Source organism: Anaeromicropila herbilytica, from assembly GCF_016591975.1.
In the GTDB taxonomy this organism is placed as follows: Bacteria; Bacillota; Clostridia; order Lachnospirales; family Lachnospiraceae; genus Anaeromicropila; species Anaeromicropila herbilytica.
Genome location: NZ_AP024169.1, coordinates 4,824,159 through 4,845,152, shown reverse-complemented (window position 1 = coordinate 4,845,152; position 20,994 = coordinate 4,824,159). Strand labels below are relative to the sequence as shown.

Annotated in this window: 20 protein-coding genes; 17 read left to right on the top strand and 3 right to left on the bottom strand. The window is 31.9% G+C overall.

All coding sequences use genetic code 11. From position 1 onward, the window contains the following. The first annotated feature begins 4 nt into the window (after positions 1 to 4). The 3 genes from bsdtb5_RS20635 (at position 5) to rpiB (ending at position 2,029) form a co-directional block, all read left to right on the top strand. Positions 5 to 1,063 carry an L-threonylcarbamoyladenylate synthase gene (locus tag bsdtb5_RS20635; protein ID WP_271716156.1) on the top strand — a complete coding sequence of 353 codons (1,059 nt, stop codon included), beginning with the start codon at positions 5 to 7 and terminating at the stop codon, positions 1,061 to 1,063. Between the two features lie 83 nt (positions 1,064 to 1,146). Then, complete coding sequence (locus bsdtb5_RS20630; protein ID WP_271713831.1) at positions 1,147 to 1,620, top strand: low molecular weight protein arginine phosphatase; 474 nt, start codon at positions 1,147 to 1,149, stop codon at positions 1,618 to 1,620. Then, complete coding sequence (rpiB, locus tag bsdtb5_RS20625; RefSeq protein ID WP_271713830.1) at positions 1,601 to 2,029, top strand: ribose 5-phosphate isomerase B; 429 nt, start codon at positions 1,601 to 1,603, stop codon at positions 2,027 to 2,029. The genes bsdtb5_RS20630 and rpiB overlap by 20 nt, the downstream gene beginning before the upstream one ends. A gap of 187 nt (positions 2,030 to 2,216) precedes the next feature. On the opposite strand, the gene bsdtb5_RS20620 is transcribed toward rpiB, so the two are convergent. Then, the gene (locus bsdtb5_RS20620; protein WP_271713201.1) at positions 2,217 to 3,392 is read right to left on the bottom strand and encodes an ISL3 family transposase; all 1,176 of its coding nucleotides are present in this window, start codon (positions 3,390 to 3,392) and stop codon (positions 2,217 to 2,219) included. A 294-nt stretch (positions 3,393 to 3,686) separates the two neighbouring features. Here bsdtb5_RS20620 and bsdtb5_RS20615 point away from each other — a divergent pair, with 294 nt between their 5' ends. Together bsdtb5_RS20615 and bsdtb5_RS20610 are read left to right on the top strand one after the other, a co-directional pair. Next, complete coding sequence (locus tag bsdtb5_RS20615) at positions 3,687 to 4,652, top strand: class B sortase (protein WP_271713829.1); 966 nt, start codon at positions 3,687 to 3,689, stop codon at positions 4,650 to 4,652. Between the two features lie 328 nt (positions 4,653 to 4,980). Next, complete coding sequence (locus tag bsdtb5_RS20610) at positions 4,981 to 5,721, top strand: YwmB family TATA-box binding protein (protein ID WP_271713828.1); 741 nt, start codon at positions 4,981 to 4,983, stop codon at positions 5,719 to 5,721. 40 nt (positions 5,722 to 5,761) lie between these two features. On the opposite strand, the gene bsdtb5_RS20605 is transcribed toward bsdtb5_RS20610, so the two are convergent. After that, positions 5,762 to 6,529 carry a hypothetical protein gene (locus bsdtb5_RS20605; RefSeq protein WP_271713827.1) on the bottom strand — a complete coding sequence of 256 codons (768 nt, stop codon included), beginning with the start codon at positions 6,527 to 6,529 and terminating at the stop codon, positions 5,762 to 5,764. Positions 6,530 to 6,659: 130 nt separating this feature from the next. Between bsdtb5_RS20605 and proC the strand changes: the two genes are divergently transcribed. The 11 genes from proC to bsdtb5_RS20550 all read left to right on the top strand — a co-directional run bounded on the left by proC (position 6,660) and on the right by bsdtb5_RS20550 (position 19,656). Beyond that, positions 6,660 to 7,460 (top strand): pyrroline-5-carboxylate reductase, encoded by an 801-nt coding sequence (gene proC / locus bsdtb5_RS20600; RefSeq protein WP_271713826.1) that lies wholly within the window; start codon positions 6,660 to 6,662, stop codon positions 7,458 to 7,460. A 136-nt stretch (positions 7,461 to 7,596) separates the two neighbouring features. Beyond that, the gene (locus bsdtb5_RS20595) at positions 7,597 to 8,577 is read left to right on the top strand and encodes a hypothetical protein (protein WP_271713825.1); all 981 of its coding nucleotides are present in this window, start codon (positions 7,597 to 7,599) and stop codon (positions 8,575 to 8,577) included. A gap of 334 nt (positions 8,578 to 8,911) precedes the next feature. Beyond that, positions 8,912 to 10,069 (top strand): class I SAM-dependent methyltransferase, encoded by a 1,158-nt coding sequence (locus bsdtb5_RS20590; protein ID WP_271716155.1) that lies wholly within the window; start codon positions 8,912 to 8,914, stop codon positions 10,067 to 10,069. A gap of 27 nt (positions 10,070 to 10,096) precedes the next feature. Beyond that, positions 10,097 to 12,634, top strand: a complete 2,538-nt coding sequence (locus tag bsdtb5_RS20585) for a cysteine peptidase family C39 domain-containing protein (RefSeq protein WP_271713824.1) — start codon at positions 10,097 to 10,099, stop codon at positions 12,632 to 12,634. A 22-nt stretch (positions 12,635 to 12,656) separates the two neighbouring features. Then, a complete protein-coding gene (locus tag bsdtb5_RS20580) occupies positions 12,657 to 13,772 on the top strand; it encodes an aminopeptidase (RefSeq protein WP_271713823.1) in 1,116 nt (371 codons plus the stop codon). Between the two features lie 264 nt (positions 13,773 to 14,036). Beyond that, positions 14,037 to 15,212: a phosphopentomutase gene (locus bsdtb5_RS20575; RefSeq protein ID WP_271713822.1), complete on the top strand. Its 1,176-nt coding sequence runs from the start codon at positions 14,037 to 14,039 to the stop codon at positions 15,210 to 15,212. After that, the gene (locus bsdtb5_RS20570; protein ID WP_271713821.1) at positions 15,202 to 15,846 is read left to right on the top strand and encodes a YczE/YyaS/YitT family protein; all 645 of its coding nucleotides are present in this window, start codon (positions 15,202 to 15,204) and stop codon (positions 15,844 to 15,846) included. Before bsdtb5_RS20575 ends, bsdtb5_RS20570 begins: the two co-directional genes overlap by 11 nt. A 204-nt stretch (positions 15,847 to 16,050) precedes the next feature. After that, the gene (deoD, locus tag bsdtb5_RS20565; RefSeq protein ID WP_271713820.1) at positions 16,051 to 16,764 is read left to right on the top strand and encodes a purine-nucleoside phosphorylase; all 714 of its coding nucleotides are present in this window, start codon (positions 16,051 to 16,053) and stop codon (positions 16,762 to 16,764) included. A 26-nt stretch (positions 16,765 to 16,790) separates the two neighbouring features. Then, positions 16,791 to 17,456 (top strand): deoxyribose-phosphate aldolase, encoded by a 666-nt coding sequence (gene deoC / locus bsdtb5_RS20560; RefSeq protein ID WP_271713819.1) that lies wholly within the window; start codon positions 16,791 to 16,793, stop codon positions 17,454 to 17,456. 70 nt (positions 17,457 to 17,526) lie between these two features. Then, positions 17,527 to 17,958, top strand: coding sequence for a cytidine deaminase (locus bsdtb5_RS20555; RefSeq protein WP_271713818.1), 432 nt, complete (start codon positions 17,527 to 17,529; stop codon positions 17,956 to 17,958). Between the two features lie 369 nt (positions 17,959 to 18,327). Next, entirely contained in the window at positions 18,328 to 19,656 is a 1,329-nt protein-coding gene (locus bsdtb5_RS20550) for a pyrimidine-nucleoside phosphorylase (protein WP_271716154.1), read from the top strand. Between the two features lie 23 nt (positions 19,657 to 19,679). On the opposite strand, the gene bsdtb5_RS20545 is transcribed toward bsdtb5_RS20550, so the two are convergent. After that, on the bottom strand, positions 19,680 to 20,036 hold the full coding sequence (locus tag bsdtb5_RS20545) for a helix-turn-helix domain-containing protein (RefSeq protein WP_271713817.1): 357 nt from the start codon (positions 20,034 to 20,036) through the stop codon (positions 19,680 to 19,682). 238 nt (positions 20,037 to 20,274) lie between these two features. Here bsdtb5_RS20545 and bsdtb5_RS20540 point away from each other — a divergent pair, with 238 nt between their 5' ends. Continuing rightward, positions 20,275 to 20,985: a M48 family metallopeptidase gene (locus bsdtb5_RS20540; RefSeq protein WP_271713816.1), complete on the top strand. Its 711-nt coding sequence runs from the start codon at positions 20,275 to 20,277 to the stop codon at positions 20,983 to 20,985. The last annotated feature ends 9 nt before the right edge of the window (positions 20,986 to 20,994 follow it).

The following is a 20,994-nucleotide window of genomic DNA, read 5'->3' as shown; positions in this document are numbered from 1 at the left end:
TATGATGAATACTATAGTGAAAAAGATAAATGAAGATAATTTTACAGATACAGATTTGTGCGAAGCAGCAAAGATTTTAAGAGAAGGCGGATTGGTTGCCTTTCCTACAGAGACGGTTTATGGACTTGGTGCAAATGGATTAGATGAAAAGGCTTCAAAGAAGATCTATGAAGCAAAAGGTAGACCATCGGACAATCCGTTGATACTTCATATTGCGGATGTTGATAGTTTATATGAAATTGCAAGTGAAGTTCCAGAATCAGCGAAAAGGTTAGCAGATGAATTCTGGCCAGGCCCATTGACGATGATTCTAAAGAAGAACAATAAAGTCCCATATTCTACTACAGGCGGTCTTGAATCGGTTGCAATTCGTATGCCAGAACATAAAATTGCATTAGCACTAATCAAGGAATCAGGTTTATATATTGCAGCGCCAAGTGCAAATACATCAGGAAAGCCAAGTCCAACAAAGGCAGAGCATGTCATAAAAGACCTAAATGGTAAAGTGGATATGATAATTGATGGTGGAAAAGTCGGAATTGGTTTAGAATCAACAATCATTGATCTTACTTCTAAAGTACCAACAATCCTAAGACCAGGATATATTACAGAGGAAATGCTTAATAATGTATTAGGTACGGTTGATACAGACAAGGCAATATTAAAAGAAAATAAAGATAAGAATTATAAGCCAAAAGCACCAGGGATGAAATATAAGCATTATGCACCAAAAGCAAACCTTACAATATTTGAAGGAAATGAAGCTACGGTTATAGATGAGATTATAAAACGTACAATGGAAAAGCAAACACAAGGTGTTAAGGTAGGAATTATAGCAACAGATGAATCGAAAGAGAAATACCAATGTGGAGTTGTAAAAACAATTGGCTCAAGGAAGAATAATAAATCAATTGCTCGTGGATTATATGAAATATTAAGGGATTTTGATGATTTAGATGTTGATGTTATTTATTCAGAAAGTTTTTTGGATAATAACTTAGGACAGGCGATTATGAATCGTTTATTAAAAGCTTCTGGATATGATCTAATTAATGTGAGATAAAGCGTTTCACACCCCTGATTAATATGTCGCCAAAGGCGATAGATAGAAGCTAGTGTGAGGAAAAATGAGGAGATTTACTAAGTATGAAATATAAAAAGATTATTTTTGTATGTACTGGCAACACGTGTAGAAGCCCAATGGCAGAAGCGATTTTCCTTAATCTTGAACAAAACAGTGATATCATAGTAGAATCTAGAGGATTGGTTGTTTTATTTCCAGAACCATCGAATCCGAAGGCTGTCATGGTGTTAAATAATTATGGGTTAACCCTAGATGGACATCAGTCTTGTGCATTAACAACAGAAGAAATAGATCAGGAAACGTTAATTCTAACAATGACTGAACAACAAAAGAGTACAGTAATAGAAATGTATGGACAAGAAGATAATATTTATACAATAAAAGAATATATAGGTGAATCTGGCGACGTAACAGATCCATATGGTGGAACACTGATGGATTATGAGGATTGTTACATTGAATTGGCTAGACTAGTAAAGAAAACAGTCTATAAACTAGGCGAGGAGGAAACGAAAAATGATAGCAATAGGATGTGATCATGGCGGATTTGCCCTAAAGCAGGAAGTTATTAAATATTTAGAGGAACATAAGATTGAGTATAAGGATTTTGGCTGCTATAATGAAGAACCTTGTGATTATCCGGTTTTTGCAAAAAATGTGGCTGAATCAGTTGTTAACAAAGAAAGTGATAAAGGTATTCTTATCTGTGGTACAGGAATTGGAATATCAATAGCTGCTAATAAAATAAAAGGTATTAGAGCAGCACTTTGTCATGATTGCTTTAGCGCAGAAGCGACTAGGCTTCATAATGATGCCAATATTTTAGCAATGGGTGCAAGAGTCATTGGATCAGGGCATGCGATCAAGATAGTAGATACTTTTCTTAATACTGATTTCTCGGGTGATGAAAGACACATAAATCGAATTAAGTTAATAGAAGATTAACCAAGAACTGCGAAGGTATCAATCTTAAGATGCCATTCGCAGTTTTTATGGGCTCTTTGTCAAGTGTTGGGGTGCGAGGTGCATTGCACCCGCACTAACATTGACAATAGAGCTATTTTTATGACTAGGTTCTATAATAGATGTTTTTTTGCATGACAAATAAGCCTCTTGAAAACCGACCATTTTTTTACATAGAACTGTGAATGATACGTGTACGAAATCTTTCAAAATTACGTACACCATAAGAACTTCTTTTTAGTACTTTGATTTTATTATTAAATCCTTCCGTAGGCCCATTTGTATATCCATACTTAAAAGCATTAAGTATATACTCAGACCAACGTCTATATGTTTTTGCACAAGCTTCAAATTCGTGTAATCCAGAACTTTCAGCATTCTTTACCCATTCCCAAAATTCAGTTCTTTGATATGTATAGCTGTTACTCTGACATATTTCATAGAACCATTCTTTTAACTTGTGAGCTAGTCGTAAATCATCACTGTATAGTAGCATTAAATCACAGGCTTTTTTGTTTTCGTCTTTTAATTTAGAATATCGAGTCAGTATAAGTTTTCTACTTCGTTTATAGTACTTTCTAAGAGTTGGTGTCATGGATGCTTGTAAACGTTTACGAACACTTTCAATTGCCCAAGAAACCTGACGGATGTAATGATATTTATCTACGATGATTGTAGCATTAGGAAAGAATGTTTTGGCAAGATCAATATAAGGTTGCCACATATCAGAAATAAAAAATTTAACACGATACCTTTCGTCCCGACTGCAAGATTTAAAATAATCAATAAGATGAGACTGAGTACGATCCGGTAAAACATCAAGAATACATTTTTTCTTTGCATCTACCAGAATACATTGATATTTGGAATTACCAGCATTCCCTTTAAATTCATCAATTGAAATACATTGAGGAATAGGTGGTTTATCATACGAGAGTGTGTCAAGAATACGTGTTACAGTATTCGTAGAGACATTAGTTTGTGAAGCAACATATTTAATACTGTTGGTTGAACGAAGCAATTCAACAATCTTATAGGATAGTCGTGTTGTACGTTGCTGATATTTAGCGATAAAGCTATATTTCTCATAAAAACGTTTGCCACAGGAACACACATATCTTCGTTTCCTCAACATTAAATAAGCATTTGATAACTGAAAAGGTAAGTCTTTAATTTTCTGCCAACGATAATCGTGTATTTTAGAAGTTTCAGCTCCACAACAAGGGCAATTTTGAGGTTTGGGATTGGTTTCAATCTTGATAATAATCCCCTCTAGTGTGTGTTGCACACTTTTTAATTTTACACCTTCTAAATTTAAAAGATTTTTGTTACAATTAGATTGCATCTATATAAAATACCTCCTTTAAAATGTTTACTTTGGTCGGTTTGCATGTTAAGAGGCTTTATATAGATGTATTTTAATATAAAAACAAAAATGTTGGAAGTGTTTTTAACACACCCCAACATTTATTATAGAACCTTTTTATGTAAGGAAATATTAGATACATAAATGGAAAATGTTTTGTGTCAAAATACTTTATTATAGATGCTATCATGTGATATAATACCTAATAGTTTGAAATGATAAAAAGTACTAGAACCTAAGATGTATTAGAGAGAATGAGCATAGGAGATGTACATGAAAAAAGAGAATAAAATCATACTTTTAGTATGTGTAACTATTGTAATAAATTGTATTATTGTAATAATGTATAGTACAGAGATAAAAAAACGTATTGACGTAGTGACAGAACAAAGTAATAAAATTGAGAAAGAGTTATCGATAGAGAATAACAATAAAATACAGAGTACAAATAACAACGCAAAGAATAATATAAAAAATAGCTCAAAAGTAAGTACAAATAATAGTAAATCTAAAAATACTACAAAGGGTAATAAAAAGGAAGAGTTAAATACAGATATTCAAATAAATGATCAGATAGAAAATTTAGATCAGGAGGGAAGTGACGAATCCCAAGAAGCAAAAGATAATTCAAGCAGTGCAACGAAAACAGATATGAATCAGCCAAAGGACAAGGCTATCTATAAGCAGTTATTATCTGCACAAAAAGCGAATCCGAATGTGGTAGCTTTCATAACGATAAAAGACACAAATATTCAATATCCAGTCTTAAAAGGTGATAGGGATAATTCCTATCTTCATAAAGATCTAACTGGGCAGTATTCCGAAGAAGGAAGTATTGTATTGGACGGGAGTATCAATGTATCGGATGCAAATACAGTTAGAAATCTTGTGATTCGTGGAAATAATACAAAAAAGGGAAATATGTTTGCTGATTTGGTAAAATATAAGGATGAAAACTTTTATAGAGAACATCAATATATCTATTATCAACAACAAGATAAATTAACAAAGTGGAAAGTATTTGCTGTATATTATATTGATGGAAATGATCAGAAAATCCCAACAGCATTTAAGGACGATAGTGAATTTGCTGACTATTTATTGCATTGCCAAAGACAGTCTATATTTACAACGGATAATGAGGTTAGCATGAAAGATTCAATAATCACATTAGTGACGGATAGTTTTGAATATGCAAATGGAAAGACGATTGTTCAAGCTGCTTTAGTAGTAGAATAAATTTATTGAAGTTTCGTAATTACTGAATATGATAGGAAATAAAAAGGAAATAAGGAGTGAGACTCTTTATTTCCTTTTTATTATTAACCAAAGTATTAATTAAATATGAAAAACTAATAAATTGGTCAATAAGTGTATAAGATACTATAATATGGAAATCATTTATATAAGAAAATATCATTATGGGGGTAGCTAGTGTGAAATAAAAACATTTCCCACGTTGAATTTAGGCCTGCGAGCAAGTCGAAGAAATGTGGGTCAGTGTGAAATAAAGAGAATGTCACACCCCTGATTTATAAGTCGCCAAAGGCGACGGATGGGAGCTTCTATGAAAAAGATAAAAATGATTATCTATATTATTGGCGTGCTATGGATTAGCGTATTTGCTCAACTTATGGTCAATACTTTATATAAAAATAATAACCGTATTGTTGATGCGTTTGCGGGGACTAATTCACAGATTGCACAAAGCGAGATAAAAGTAATTGCAGACTACGGAAGCAAATATTTAAGTAGGCAAGATAAAGAAGATTTAATAAACTATATTGCTAGTTCAATTCAATTAAAAACAGATAATTCATATAAGACTCAAGATACAGATACAGCAAATGAGATTAGTATTGAAAAATTATCAAAAAATGCAGATACTAAGATTAAGCTTTTAAGTTTAAAAGGAGAAACGGAGCATTATATTGTAATTGATTTAAATGTGTATGACAATATGAAAAGTGTAATGTCCTATAAAAAAATACTAGAAGGGAAGCTTAATGAACTTAAGGTGAAAGATTATCAGACAACTATTTTGTTTCATGGATATTATAATGGAAAGCTAACAAATGATGAGAAGAATCAGATTACTGATGAATTGATTGATAATTTAGATGCTAAGATTGTTACACAAAATCGAGGTAGTGACGTCTATACTGTTTACGCTTATACTGGACTCATTGATGAATACATTACAGTTGCAAAATCTAAAGTTAATGTTAATATAGCAATTTCATATAACGAACAAAATGATCAAACAGAATTATATCTGGCTACACCGGTTATTAACTCAGATTATTAATCAAAAAAACAGAAGCTCTGCAAAGCTTCTGTTTTTTGATTTAATACCAGCGTCTACGTCTACGATAACGTCTACGTCTATTAAAGAATTCATTAAATAGCATGATCTGAATTATATTTCTTAGCCAATCATTATTATTACAATTAGAGCAATATTGTTGAGTCTGTACACCTGAATTATTTGACACATTCATAGAAGATAGGGCATCTTCAATCGATGCATCCGCAAATCTGTTATAGATTCGATCTACAATTGATTCAAGGTGACACTTATCAGGGTACTCATCAAACATACAGCTACCTTCATATTCTAGCTTATCACATTCTTCGTCAATTTCAGATTGCAATTTTCTACAGGTATTAGGATACATATTCTTCATATAATCCAAGTCTTGATCTAGTTCCTTGCTATTATCATATCCATACATTGGAAACATTGGCAAGTAAAATGGATAGTTCTGGTCAGAGTAAGTTGGAATTTGCGCCATACTTGAATTAGTATTTCGTCCAGTCATGTTTTGCTGCATTTTAAGTGAGTTATTTAAATTGTTAGAAGGATTCATAGAGCAATAGCTATCAATCGGTTTATTCATAGAGGAGTAACTATCCATAGAGGAATAACTATTCTTTGAATGATAGGAATCTTTATATTCCATGGCTCTAATTGGAATTGGCCTACTGTATTCGTTCACCCAATCAGGGCATACAACAGAACCATCTGTATTGCATATATTATAATGCATTCTTTCTTTAATATAAGAAGATTGTGGCATGTTTAAATCACTATTAAGTTTATCTGTGTGATCCATAAGTTCTCCTTAAAGTTATTTTCATTAACTAATATATGCAACAAATTAAATATGGTGTACAGAATAGGTTATTGTAAAATGGATAAATATTCGGTATGATAATTAAAAACGAAATGGAGAGGTTAAAAATATGAATGTAACGTTAGGTTTTATAGGATGTGGCAATATGGCAAAAGCAATGATTGGTGGCATTCTTAAGAATGGTATTCTTATGAAGGAACAAATAATTGCATCAGCAGTATCGGATAGTACAGTGGCTAAGGTCTCTGAACAGTTTGGAATTAAGACGACAAAAGACAACTTACAGGTAGTAGAAAATTCGGATATTATTTTTTTAGCTGTAAAGCCACAATATTATGAAACTGTCATTCATGAGATTCGTGAGAAGATAACGGACAATCAAATTATTGTTTCTATTGCACCAGGAAAAACAGTAGATTGGCTAGGTGATTTATTTGGAAAAGAGGTCAAAATTGTTAGAACGATGCCGAATACCCCTGCATTAGTGCTAGAAGGAATGACCGGAGTATGTAAAAATAATAACGTAACTGCAGAGGAATTAGAAGAAGTATGTAGAATCTTAAATGGGTTTGGAAAAGCCGCTGTAGTGAAAGAAGATCTGATGGACGTAGTAGTATCAGTAAGTGGAAGTTCCCCAGCATATGTCTTTCTATTTATTGAAGCTATGGCAGATGCAGCGGTAGCTGATGGAATGCCTCGAAATCTTGCATATGAGTTTGCTGCAAGTGCTGTACTAGGGAGTGCAAAAATGGTAATTGAAACTAAGAAACATCCAGGAGAATTAAAAGACATGGTTTGTTCTCCTGGTGGCACAACCATTGAAGCAATTCGTGTATTAGAGGAAAAAGGATTTCGTAGTAGTGTAATTGAAGCAATGAAAGCATGTACAAAGAAGGCAAGAGAGTTATAATATATTGCAAGGGTCATATGTGGAAGATAGTAGTATTTTAGAACTATTTTTCCTATATCTTCTTGCTATATAGATAGATATCCGTATAATGGTAAGGGATAAAAGAAGTCAATTACGATTGTACTAGGAGGATAAGATGAGGTTTGATGAGTTACAAGAATTATTAAGTAGAAAAGGGTTTCAAAAATATGAAAGTGCAATGTTAGGAGTTATTGAAGGTTACCCAGTTATGATAACCAAAGCAGCCAATAGCAGCTCACAGGCTTCGATTACGTATAGTATTGATGGTAAGGTTACGAGAAAAGTAATGAAAGCATTAAGCAAACTTGGATACGCAGGTTTGGGTAAAAACAGTGTGAAGGTTAATTTTTCGTTAAAAGATAAAAAGTTTGAAGAAAAATACGATAATGCTACTACGAAAGTTGTTAAAGCACTACAAGAACTTGGAATCATGCCACAGACAGCTTGTCCAATATGCGGTAGTTCAGAATGTGATTCCTATGCATTGATGGGTGAAGGATATCAACCAGTTCACGCAAAATGTGTAAAAAATTATCAAGTTGGAATCAAAGAGAAGACAGAAAAAAATGAATTATCGGGGAATTATTTCACAGGATTGATCGGTGCATTGCTAGGTGGTGTCGTTGGTTCCGTTCCTAATATATTAAGTATCCTATGGGCAAATAAAATTTATGCAGTACTATTTGCGTTAATCCCTCTTTGTACTTATTATGGATATAAGTTATTAAGAGGAAAGTTAAATAAAGTTTGTGTAGTTATTACAATGTTAGTTTCGATTATTGCGGTATTTTTTATTGAATTTGCAGTTACTGTAATGATGGTTGTAGATCAATTTGGATTTACGATTCAAGAAAGTTTCACTACTTGCTTAGATATGATGAAAACACCTGAGGCATTTAAAGAAGTATTCTTTAATTCTGATTCTATTACAAGTTTTATATTTGTGATTATTGGAATTATAATTACATGGAGCCAGATTTCTACCACCAATCACTCGATTGTTAGTAGTGCGGAAGAGATTAGTAAGACACTTACTCCTAATTTAAATTATGTAGATAGTTATGTAGCAACCGAAGAAAAGGTAAATGAAATCTAATAAATAAAATGTAATACACAAATTGAATGTGCTCTTATAATTAAAAGTCGATAGTAACGATTTTTAATTATAAGAGTTTTTTATTTACAGGAAATTAAAACCTATATCAAGCATTTCGTTTGTTTCGAAGTATATAGAATGAAGTTTGACTACACATTTTTTAATTTAGTGATATTTTAAGATAATATTAATAAATATATAGTTGTAGATTTTAAAAAAAGCCGTTAGAATAGTATGGAATACATTTATTTGGTAAACTCTTTATTTGTAGGCCATATAAAGGCCAATGAAATAAAACATAAAAATAAAATTAGGATAACAAGGTTAAATGAGAATGAATAATATAGAAGAAATTTTAAATAAATACTGTACAATAGACTTAATTCAAGTGATTATTAGTAATTCAACGAAAAAAGAAGATATCTTAAAAGTTAAGATACGTCCAATTTTAAAAAAAGAGGAACTTTTATTTCAAACATCAGAATATATTGGAAAAAAGGTACTTCATAATAATTATAAAAAAGAAGAGATTGTCCAAAAGATACAATTTTATTTAGATGGATTATTTAAACAAGCTGAAATTAAGACGAAATCAAATCTGATCACTATACTAGTAAGCAAAAAAGGAACCGTTACAATTAAAAATAAAACTATTAAAGACAGTGAAGTAACAATGAAACAAAATCTAGAACATAATCGTACTAAGCAATACATTCTCAAAGAAGGAATCCCAGTTCCATTTCTAGTGGATCTTAATGTCATGACGAAAGAAGGACAAATTGTTAAGGCAAGGTATGATAAATTCAGACAGATTAATCGCTTTTTAGAGTTTGTAGAAGATATCCTACCAAGCCTTGATAAAGAACGTGAATTAACCATTATTGATTTTGGATGTGGCAAATCCTATTTAACATTTGCTATGTATTATTATTTGAAAGAACTTAAAAACTACAATATTAATGTAATTGGCTTAGACTTAAAAGAAGATGTAATACGTACTTGTAATGCATTAAGAGATAAGTATCAATATGATAAATTAAACTTTTTGCAGGGTGATATTGCTTCTTATGAGGGTGTTAATCATGTTGATATGGTAGTTAGTCTACATGCTTGCGATACGGCTACGGATTATGCGTTATACAAGGCTGTTAAATGGAATGCAAGCGTAATCCTATCTGTGCCTTGTTGTCAACATGAATTGAATAATCAAATGCAAGCAAATGAGTTAAAATCAATCTTTCAATATGGATTAATTAAAGAGAGAACTGCAGCGTTATATACAGATGCTCTAAGAGCAAATCTGTTAGAGATTATGGGATATAAAACGCAGATATTAGAATTTATAGATATGGAACATACACCTAAAAATATATTAATACGTGGGGTTCGTTCGGATAAAAATAAGAAAAAAGATTATAAAGAGTATGAGAATACGATTCAGTTTTTAGGCGTAAACCCAACTTTATATCAGTTGTTTCAAGAGGAAAGATAAGAATATTAAGAAAGTGGAAGTGAATTCATGTTAAAGCATGTTTATCGAGTAATTATATTAGTAACAGTATTTATTGGTGCGCTTGTTTATTTTGAGAGTAATATTCAAGGCGAATCCGTCAAAAAGACAAAGACAATTAAAATGAGTGAGGAGACTTTTCCTATTCTGTCAATTCAATCAGGGGATGAAGTAATCAATCAACTTCATGGATATAGCTCGAATATTGAAGCAAATTTAATTAGAGAATCCATTACGCCAATTGGCGAAGAGCGTACATTGGAAGCTATATTAGATGAGAAGAACTATGATATTAAGAAAATTAATTATGAAGTAAGTGAAATCTCAGATAATAAGCTATTGGATTCTGGTTCTATTGCAGCGCTAGAGAAAAATAAGGGGAAAAAACTAGCTAAAATCAGGTTAAAAGCTGAACTTGAAAGAAATACAGAATATTCGTTAGAAATAACAGCAGTTACAAATACGAGTAAGAAAATTCATTATTATACAAGAATTAAATATATAGAGAATTCTCATTTAAAGGAAAACCTAGATTTTATCATGAACTTTCATAACAGCATTTTAGATAAGAAAAAGGCAAGTGACATGATTATCTATCTTGAGCCAGATGTTACAAGGCAGAATAATAGTTTAGCGCATGTTGATATTAATTCTAGTTTTGAATTGGTTAGTTTTAAAAATCTAAATCCTAAAGTAGTGGGTGAGATTGTACCTACTATAAAGGAAACCAATGCAGATGTGAGTACAATTGAATTAAAATATAAAATTGAGACCAATAAGGATAAGAAAAAAGCTTATTATAATGTGAAGGAAATGTATCGCGTTCGTTATACAGAAGGGCGTATGTATTTGCTGAATTATGATAGAACCATGGAATCCATATTTGATATTAACTTATCCAATTTATCAAGTAACAAGTTAAAGATAGGAATATCAAATCAAAATGACTTTAATATTACTTCAAGTGCTGATAATACAAAATTCGCTTTTGTAAAAGATGGGTGTCTATGGTATTACGATTTGACAAACAATAAAATGGTTGATGTATTCTCGTTTGCGGATAATAAGGAAAGTGATGTAAGGGCAAATTATGATCAGCATAATACAAGAATCTTAGGCATGGATGATAACGGAGATATCGACTTCATGGTATATGGGTACATGAATAGTGGATACTATGAGGGCAAAATTGCTATTATTCTATACAAATATTATAGTAAAGAGAATCGAATTGAGGAACAAGTATATATTCCAGTAGATATTCCATATCAATTATTAAAAGAGAATCTAGATTGTTTTAGCTATGTTAACCGAGGCAAAGTATTTTATTTCTCTATTGATCAAAATATTTATAGTTATAACATTGTATCTGGAAAATTAACTGAGATTGCTTCTAATATTAACAATAATAATCTGTATTTCTCGAAGCAAGGAAAATTTATATCTTGGCAGGATAATAACAATGCTAAAAAAACTAAGAAAATAATTATAATGGACTTAGAAACAGGAAAGCAAAATATAATTGAAGCGAATAATAATGAAAATATTAAAATATTAGGAACGATAAATGCAAATATTATATTTGGATATGCAAAAACGAATGACATAACAACCGATGTGAATGGTAGTACCCTAGTTCCGTTATATAAAGTTGAAATTGTAGATATCGATGGCAATTCTTTAATGAACTATGAAAAGAAAGGTTTTTATGTAATTAATTCTACAGTAAAAGATAATATTATAGAATTATCGAGGGTTAAGAAATCATCTGATAAACCATCCTATGAACATGTTAAGTCAGACTATATTTTAAACCAAGCAAAGACTACGAAAGAATCTTTTTTGGTATCAAAAGTTTCAACAGATGATCTGTTAGAGGAAGCTGTCATCGAACTACCAAATACTTTTACATTTAATAAGTATCCTCAAGTATCAAGTACGCTTAATACTGTAATTAATGACGAAACCGCTCTTCATTTAGAGGAAACCACTCGAATAGAAGACAAATATTATGTTAATGCCATGGGTGAAATCATTGCTACTTATTATAATGCAGGAGATGCAATTAAGAAAGCAGATAATCAATTTGGTGTAGTGCTAAATAAAATGCAAAAACCTATCTGGGAAAGAGGAGAGAAAGATACTAGAAGAAGTTTATCTGGTATCACACCTGTATATGTAAGTGAAAATGTAAATAGCATTACAGCATGTCTTAAAATGTTGTTAACGTATTCTAGGAAAGAGGTTGATGTTTCTGAATTGAAGAGTAGTAAGGAATCTATGTATGAGACCTTAAAAGACAATATAAAGGAGAATCCAATTAACCTAACAGGTGCGAGCTTAGATGAAGCATTATACTATGTTAGTAAAGGGTATCCAATCATTGCAATGAAAGATGATGAACATGCAGTTCTAATAACAGCTTATGATGAGTTTAACATTACTGTAATAGATCCAAGCAGAATGGAAACAAGGAAGATTGGGCTAAATGATGCATCAAAGATTTTTGAACAAGAAGGTAATATATTTGTTAGTTATTATAAATAATGAGATGAAAGAAGGATGAAACATGGATGAACGAGTTAAAGTACTAGCTAAGAACTTGGTAAATTACTCAATGAAAGTAAAAAAAGGTGAAAAAGTATATATTCATTACTTTGGTAATGATACGGTAGATATTGCCAGACAATTAATTAAAGAAGTATATCTTGCTGGAGGAGTGCCATTTCCTCACTTTACAGATAATAAAGTATTAAGAGAAGTACTATTAAACTGTACCAAAGAACAATTACAACTTATGGCTGAAATCGATGCAAAAGAAATGAATGAAATGGATTGTTATGTTGGAATCAGAGGTGGCGATAATATTACTGAATTATCGGATGTTCCAGCTGAAAAAATGAAATTATACAGTGAATTTTATTCTACTCCAGTTCATCATGAGGTTCGTGTGCCAAAGACTCGTTGGGTAGTGCTTCGTTATCCTAATAGTTCCATGGCTCAATCATCTAGTACAAGTACAGAAGCATTTGAAGACTTTTACTTTAACGTATGTAATCTTGACTATTCTAAGATGGGGAAAGCAATGGAGAACTTAGTGAATTATATGCAAAGAACAGATAAAGTTCGAATTGTTGGTACAGGAACTGATTTGACATTCTCAATCAAAGGAATTCCGGCTATTCCATGCGCTGGTGATTGCAATATTCCTGATGGTGAAGTATTTACAGCACCAGTTAGAGAGTCTGTAAATGGAACTCTATCCTATAATACGCCAAGTATATATCAAGGATTTACATTTGAACAAATTAAATTAACATTTAAAGACGGAAAGATTATAGAGGCAACAGCCAATGATTCAAAACGTATTAACGATGTATTTGATCAAGATGAAGGTGCAAGATATATTGGAGAATTTGCAATTGGAGTTAATCCATATGTTACAAAACCTATGAAAGATACTTTATTTGATGAAAAAATTAAAGGATCCTTCCACTTCACACCAGGTAACTGCTATGATGATGCGCCAAATGGAAATCATTCTAGTATTCACTGGGATCTGGTATGCATCCAAACACCTGAATTTGGCGGCGGAGAGATGTTCTTTGATGATGTATTAATTCGTAAGGATGGCCTATTTGTTGTAGACGAATTGAAATGTTTGAATCCTGAAAATTTAATCTAATTTAAGGGTCATTAGTTAAAAGGCTTTCAAGGTAAAATACGAAAAATCACTAGATTTTAGTGGTAAAATGAGGTATAATACAGTTCCACTAATAAATATTATAATCACTACTAATCTATAGAATAGATATATTTGAGAGTGGCTTAAATTAAGTTAATGAGTACAAATTAAGATAGAATAATATTATATTTTTATTCTATCTTAGCAACATTATTGGAATTTTATAATTGCTTATCGTTATAAAAATACGAAAGGAGAAAAAGTATGAAAAGAGTATTTTTAATCGTTCTTGATAGCGTTGGTATCGGCGAAATGCCAGATGCAAAAGCCTATGGAGATGAAGGAAGTAATACAATTAAAGCAGCATCTACAAGTAAGTATTTTTCAATGCCTAATATGAAAAAATTAGGATTCTTTAATATTGACGGGATGGACTGCGGGGAAGGTATAGATAATCCAACAGGAGCAGTTGCTAGAATGCATGAGGCTTCTAAAGGTAAGGATACAACAATTGGACATTGGGAGATTTCTGGAATTGTTTCAGAGGAACCGCTTCCAACTTTTCCAGAAGGATTTCCAGAAGAATTATTAAATGAGTTTGAAAAACGTACAGGGCATAAGGTGATATGTAATAAACCATATTCAGGAACTGATGTAATAAGAGATTATGGTAAAGAACATGTGGAAACAGGAGCATTAATTGTTTACACATCTGCAGATAGTGTATTCCAGATTGCTGCACATGAGGATATTGTGCCAATTGATGAATTATATCGCTATTGTGAAATTGCAAGAGAAATATGTACTGGAAAATATGGTGTTGGACGTGTTATTGCTAGACCATTTGAAGGAGCTTATCCAGATTATAAACGTACTTCAAGACGTCATGATTATTCCTTAATGCCACCTCAGATTACAATGTTAGATCAGCTAAAAGAAGAAGGATATGATGTTCTTGCAGTTGGTAAGATTAATGATATCTTCGCTGGTAAGGGAGTTACTAAGATGACTCGTACAAAAGACAACGCAGATGGAATAGAGCAAACAATTGCACTTATGGACGAAGAGTTTAACGGATTATGCTTTATTAATCTTGTAGATTTTGATATGGTATATGGTCATCGTAATGATGTTGATGGTTATGCAAAAGCATTGACTTATTTTGATGAAAAGCTACCTAATATCCTTGAAAAATTAGGAGATGAGGATATTCTTATGATTACAGCAGATCATGGATGTGATCCAGCAACTCCTTCCACAGACCATTCCCGCGAATACACACCACTTGTGATGTATGGCAATAAAATAAAAGCAGGTGTTAATCTAGGAACAAAAGATACGTTCTCCGATATCTCGGCGACAATCCTTGATTATTTTAACGTGCCTGTAAAAACGAAAGGAACAACCTTTTTACAACAGGTTTTAGAGAATGAACAATAAGAGAAAAAATTTAGGAATTAAGATCGTAATCGCATTTATTGGATTATTATTTGCAGGGGTTGGTATTGCATTTAATGCAGCGGCATTACTTGGCAATGACCCAATCTCTGTATTATACGACGGGGTACGTAAAACAATACATTTTACCCCAGAACAATTTGGTATTGTATCAGCAATTGTTAATATTGTATTGATGATTGTCGTGTTCTTTACAGATCGTAAGTATATTCACATTGGTACATTTATTTATGTCATTAGTTTAGGAACATCAATAAGTATGGGAACAAAACTATTTGAGATATTAAATTTATCAACTAATCTATTTACAAGAGGCGCTTCTGCAGTGCTTGGTAGTGTTATGTTATTTGTAGGAATTGCAATATTTATAGTAGTAGATATTGGACTAGATCCTTGGACAGGCACTGTATTTATCCTATCAGAAAAAGTGAAGCATCCATATAAAAAAGTTAAAGTAGCATTTGATATCGTTACTTTGATTATTGGAATATTATTAGGTGGAAAAATTGGAGTAGTTACAGTGTTAACAGCTTTACTTGCTGGACCAAGTATCCAATTCTTTTCGGATTATATAAGGAATCATTGCTCTGGTTTTCTAAAGAGAATCAATGAGTAATAAATAATAGGAATATAGATATGCTACATATGTAGTTAGCAACATATGAAGTTAGCAATTAAAAATAGTAACAATTCAGTGCTTTCACAGTTACAGGGCAATTTCTGAATAGTTATAAAAGAGATAAATTATATGTAAAATGTAACACAAGAAGGGTAAAAAACCTATCGTATCATAATCATTCAATCCTAGGAGGAAATTAATATGTCAAATACACCTACTCCACACAATGGAGCAAAATCAGGAGAAATTGCAAAAACAGTTCTAATGCCAGGAGATCCTTTAAGAGCAAAATTTATTGCTGAGAACTTCTTAGAAGATTACACTTGCTTTAATACAGTAAGAAATATGTTTGGATATACAGGAACATATAAAGGTAAAAAAGTATCCGTTATGGGTGGTGGAATGGGTATCCCATCTATTGGAATCTACTCTTATGAACTATATAGTTTTTATGGAGTAGAATCTATCATCCGTATTGGTTCTGCAGGTGGTTTTGCTGATGATGTTAAAGTACGTGACGTTGTAATTGGCATGGCAGCATCCACTAATTCTAACTTTGCTGCTCAATATCAATTACCAGGTACATTAGCTCCAGTTGCAGATTTCTCATTATTAAGAAAAGCAGTTGAAGTTGCAGAAGAAAAGAAAATCTCTGTTAAAGTTGGTAATATTCTATCTTCTGATACATTCTATGATGCTAATACAGAAGCTAATGATAAGTGGAAAGCAATGGGTGTTCTTGCAGTAGAAATGGAAGCAGCTGGATTATATATGAACGCTGCAAAGTTGGGTAAGAAAGCGTTATGTATTCTTACTATTTCAGATCATTTATATACTGGGGAAGCATTACCTGCTGAAGAAAGACAAGTAAGCTTCAAAGAAATGATGGAAATTGCGTTAGAAATAGCTGAATAATAGAGGCATTAGGAGAGGATTATATCATGGAAAATAAAGAAATCTTTGAAAAAGTAGACCATACATTATTAACACAAACAGCAACATGGAGTGATATTAAGACAATCTGTGATGATGCTATCACTTATCAGGTAGCCTCTGTTTGTATCCCAGCTTCTTATGTCAAAAAGGCAAAAGAATATGTTGAAGGCAAGATGAAAGTATGTACTGTAATTGGTTTTCCAAATGGTTATAACACAACTGCAGTGAAGGTATTTGAAACGAAAGATGCTATTAATAATGGTGCAGATGAAATCGATATGGTAATTAATATTGGTCATGTAAAAGATGGCTTATATGATATGATTGAAGATGAAATTCGTCAGATAAAAGCAGCATGCGGTGATAAAGTTCTTAAAGTAATTATTGAAACTTGCCTATTGACTGAAGAAGAAAAGATCAAGATGTGTGAAGTGGTTACAAATGCGAAAGCGGACTATATCAAAACTTCTACAGGATTCTCAACATCTGGTGCTACATTTGAAGATGTTGCATTATTTGCAAAATATGTAGGCAAAGATGTTAAGATTAAAGCAGCTGGTGGAATCTCATCTTTTGATGATGCGAAGAAATTTATTTCTCTTGGTGCTAGTCGTTTAGGAACTAGTAGAATCGTAAAATTAGCAAAAAACGAACAAGGTTCCGGATATTAATCTTAGCATAATATAAACTACAGTCTGAAACAGGTTAGATAATTTCAGAATAAGAGGAGGGCAATCTGATATGAAAATTGAAGAACAGATAGTGATTGCAATTGACACATTAAAATATTCCTATGTACCATATTCTAATTTTAGAGTAGCAGCAGCACTTTTAGCTAAAAATGGTCAAGTATATACTGGCTGTAATATTGAAAATGCATCTTATACACCAACGAATTGTGCAGAACGTACTGCTTTTTTTAAAGCAGTAAGTGAAGGCGTAAGAGAGTTTCAGTCAATTGTAATTGTAGGTGGTAAAGAAGGAGTATTAACAGATATATGCCCCCCTTGTGGTGTGTGTCGCCAGGTAATGATGGAATTTTGCGATCCTAAAACATTTCAGATTATATTAGCTACATCTCCAGAAAATTATAAAGTTCTAACCTTGGAAGAAATGTTGCCATATGGTTTTGGACCAGGAAATCTGAATGTGGGGGCCTTTTCTAATAGTTAATTACTATGTATACGAGATTATCATAATTGTAATTTGGTTTCAAAATTAGATATAGTTCGGTCACAAGACTGAACATAATTAAAACTAAATAGTTAAATGGGAATTAGAAACGTCGCATTAAATAATATAATTAGGGTGTCAATTTTGGCACCCTAATATAGATAGAAAATATATATTGATTTGAAGAGTAATTTAATAGTTTATTTTGCTACAAATTCATTGTTTATAACGGAAGGAAATAATTTTCAAAAGCGAATGGCTATAAGGTTGGAAGAAAGTAGAATAAGGAAAGGAATGCCACATATGGATTCTTCCCACCTTTTTATTGTGGCGGTAACACATTTTGTGTGTTATACAATGGATAAAAATATGAGAATGTATGATTTAATCACCAAAAAAAGAAACGGTGATGTATTAAGTGATGAAGAAATTAAGTTTATGATAGAATCTTATGTATCTGGTGAGATTCCTGATTACCAGATGTCAGCAATGCTCATGGCAATTTATTTTAAAGGAATGAATGACCATGAAACTGCTGTTTTAACAAATGCTATGGCGCATTCAGGAGATATGGTTGATTTATCAGGTATTGAAGGTATAAAAGTAGATAAACATAGTACTGGTGGTGTTGGTGATAAAACTACTTTAGTAATTGCACCAATCGTTGCTGCTTGTGGTGGTAAAGTTGCAAAAATGTCTGGTAGAGGATTAGGGCACACTGGAGGAACCATAGATAAGATGGAATCTATTCCAAACTTAAAGACTTCACTTGAAAGAGAAGAATTCTTTAAAATAGTGAATGAACTTGGAGTTAGTGTTATTGGACAATCTGGAAACTTAGCACCTGCAGATAAAAAACTATATGCTTTAAGAGATGTAACAGCAACTGTAGATAGTATACCATTAATTGCAGCATCTATTATGAGTAAAAAGCTTGCAGCTGGAAGTGATGCAATTCTCTTGGATGTAAAAACTGGAAGTGGTGCCTTTATGAAGACATTGGAAGATTCCATACTATTAGCGGAGAAGATGGTAGCGATTGGCGAACACCAGAATAGAAGAACAGTTGCCTTAATTACTGATATGGATATTCCATTAGGTAATGGTATTGGTAATTCACTAGAAGTTAAGGAAGCAGCTGCAACACTTAAAGGTCATGGTCCAGAAGATTTGACCGAAGTGTGTTTACAACTTGCTAGTAACATGTTGTACTTATGCAATAAGGGAACTCTTGAGGAATGTATGGAACTTGCAAAAGATTCTATCAAATCAGGTGCAGCTTATGAGAAATTAAAAGCAATGTTAAAAGCACAAGGCGGAGATGAAAAGATAGTTGATGATCTTGATTTACTTCCATCTGCACCATACTCTTATGATGTTAAAGCAGAAGTAGAAGGCTATATTACACATATTAATACAGAAGAATGTGGAATAGCATCAACTTCCCTTGGAGCTGGTAGAGAAACAAAAGATAGTGTGATTGATTATTCGGCAGGTATTATACTAAAGAATAAGATTGGATCTTATGTTAAAAAAGGCGATGTCCTTGCGACTTTATATGCTTCTAAAGAAGAATTGTTTGAGAATGCAAATAAAATGATTCTTGATGCTTATCAAATTGGTGATACCAAGTCAGAAGACAAGCCTTTAATATTTGCAAGAGTTGGAAAAGAAGGCGTAGAACGTTATAACATCTAATTAATTAAAAGAAAGAGAAGTCGTTATAAAGGTTGACTTCTCTTTCTTTTTTTATCAAGTTTAAGATTACGGTCAGTAAGAATTGTCTGTATAATGAGAATACACTTTTCACGATCTAATTCTGTAAGACCAGTAAAATAAGTAAGAAATCTGGATGTTGAAGAGTGAAAATCAGATGTTTTTGCATGGTGTCCAACTAAAGTGTCAATAGATACATTGAAAAAATCAGATAATTTAATTAACACATCTATGTTTGGTGAGGATAAGTCTTTTTCATAACTACTTATCATTTGTTGTGTGATACCAATCGAAGTTCCGAGAGCGGATTGACTTATTTTCTTTGATTTACGAAAGCGTTCCAGGTTACTGCCAAAAGACATCTATACTTACCTCCAAATTATATTATAAATAATACTTAATAAATATTACAAATAATTATAAAAAATGTAAAATTAATGTAAGATTTATAATATTATAGCACCGTTTCAATATTGTATCAATATAACAATTTTAACGGATGCTTTTAATTTGAGAATCTAAATTACTTGAATATTTAAAAATAATGGTATATACTTTAAATATACGAAAATTTACGAAAAAATGAAAGGTAGCTTAGCGATGCTTAAAGATAAAGGAATACTTGAGTACGGGAATCTAAAGATTCCATATGAAATAGATTATGGTAAGCGAAAACATATATATATCAGCATTAAAAACAATCTGGTAACAGTTAAGGTGCCATTACGTACAAATAAAAAGATAATTGAAGACATATTATTACAAAAAGAAGAATGGATAAAAGAAAAATATCAAATACAACAAAATAATGTCAGAAGAGAATTGATATTTATGGAAGGAGAAATGTTCTATGTATTTGGTAAACAATATCAGCTTAAGATTCGTTATGAAGACTGTAGTCAAGTTAGTATCTATATAGAACATGATAATCTTCTTGTAACATTGCCTAAAAGCTATCAGGAGAAAGAATTGAAACCAATTCTTGAACATTCAATTCAGAAATTTTATCAAAAACTTGTTAAGAATAAGATAGAGGAACGTATAACCTACTTAAGTGAAATAACCTCGTTATATCCAAAGAAGGTTACGATTAAAAAGCTAACAAGAAGCTGGGGAAGATGTTCTTCTAGCGGGAATATTTCATTGAATAGAGACTTAGTGTTCTATCAAGATAAAGTGATTGATTATGTAATATTACATGAACTTAGTCATTTGAAGTATATGAATCATTCAAGAGATTTTTGGAATTTAGTTGCTGAATTTATGCCAGATTATAAGGAACAAGAAAAAATATTAAATAATAAAAAGTAAATGAACTAG

Coding starts and splice junctions, on each gene's coding strand:
- bsdtb5_RS20635 (WP_271716156.1), top strand. CDS start 5: ATGAATACTATAGTGAAAAAGATAAATGAAGATAATTTTACAGATACA.
- bsdtb5_RS20630 (WP_271713831.1), top strand. CDS start 1,147: ATGAAATATAAAAAGATTATTTTTGTATGTACTGGCAACACGTGTAGA.
- rpiB (WP_271713830.1), top strand. CDS start 1,601: ATGATAGCAATAGGATGTGATCATGGCGGATTTGCCCTAAAGCAGGAA.
- bsdtb5_RS20620 (WP_271713201.1), bottom strand. CDS start 3,392: ATGCAATCTAATTGTAACAAAAATCTTTTAAATTTAGAAGGTGTAAAA.
- bsdtb5_RS20615 (WP_271713829.1), top strand. CDS start 3,687: ATGAAAAAAGAGAATAAAATCATACTTTTAGTATGTGTAACTATTGTA.
- bsdtb5_RS20610 (WP_271713828.1), top strand. CDS start 4,981: ATGAAAAAGATAAAAATGATTATCTATATTATTGGCGTGCTATGGATT.
- bsdtb5_RS20605 (WP_271713827.1), bottom strand. CDS start 6,529: ATGGATCACACAGATAAACTTAATAGTGATTTAAACATGCCACAATCT.
- proC (WP_271713826.1), top strand. CDS start 6,660: ATGAATGTAACGTTAGGTTTTATAGGATGTGGCAATATGGCAAAAGCA.
- bsdtb5_RS20595 (WP_271713825.1), top strand. CDS start 7,597: ATGAGGTTTGATGAGTTACAAGAATTATTAAGTAGAAAAGGGTTTCAA.
- bsdtb5_RS20590 (WP_271716155.1), top strand. CDS start 8,912: ATGAATAATATAGAAGAAATTTTAAATAAATACTGTACAATAGACTTA.
- bsdtb5_RS20585 (WP_271713824.1), top strand. CDS start 10,097: ATGTTAAAGCATGTTTATCGAGTAATTATATTAGTAACAGTATTTATT.
- bsdtb5_RS20580 (WP_271713823.1), top strand. CDS start 12,657: ATGGATGAACGAGTTAAAGTACTAGCTAAGAACTTGGTAAATTACTCA.
- bsdtb5_RS20575 (WP_271713822.1), top strand. CDS start 14,037: ATGAAAAGAGTATTTTTAATCGTTCTTGATAGCGTTGGTATCGGCGAA.
- bsdtb5_RS20570 (WP_271713821.1), top strand. CDS start 15,202: ATGAACAATAAGAGAAAAAATTTAGGAATTAAGATCGTAATCGCATTT.
- deoD (WP_271713820.1), top strand. CDS start 16,051: ATGTCAAATACACCTACTCCACACAATGGAGCAAAATCAGGAGAAATT.
- deoC (WP_271713819.1), top strand. CDS start 16,791: ATGGAAAATAAAGAAATCTTTGAAAAAGTAGACCATACATTATTAACA.
- bsdtb5_RS20555 (WP_271713818.1), top strand. CDS start 17,527: ATGAAAATTGAAGAACAGATAGTGATTGCAATTGACACATTAAAATAT.
- bsdtb5_RS20550 (WP_271716154.1), top strand. CDS start 18,328: ATGAGAATGTATGATTTAATCACCAAAAAAAGAAACGGTGATGTATTA.
- bsdtb5_RS20545 (WP_271713817.1), bottom strand. CDS start 20,036: ATGTCTTTTGGCAGTAACCTGGAACGCTTTCGTAAATCAAAGAAAATA.
- bsdtb5_RS20540 (WP_271713816.1), top strand. CDS start 20,275: ATGCTTAAAGATAAAGGAATACTTGAGTACGGGAATCTAAAGATTCCA.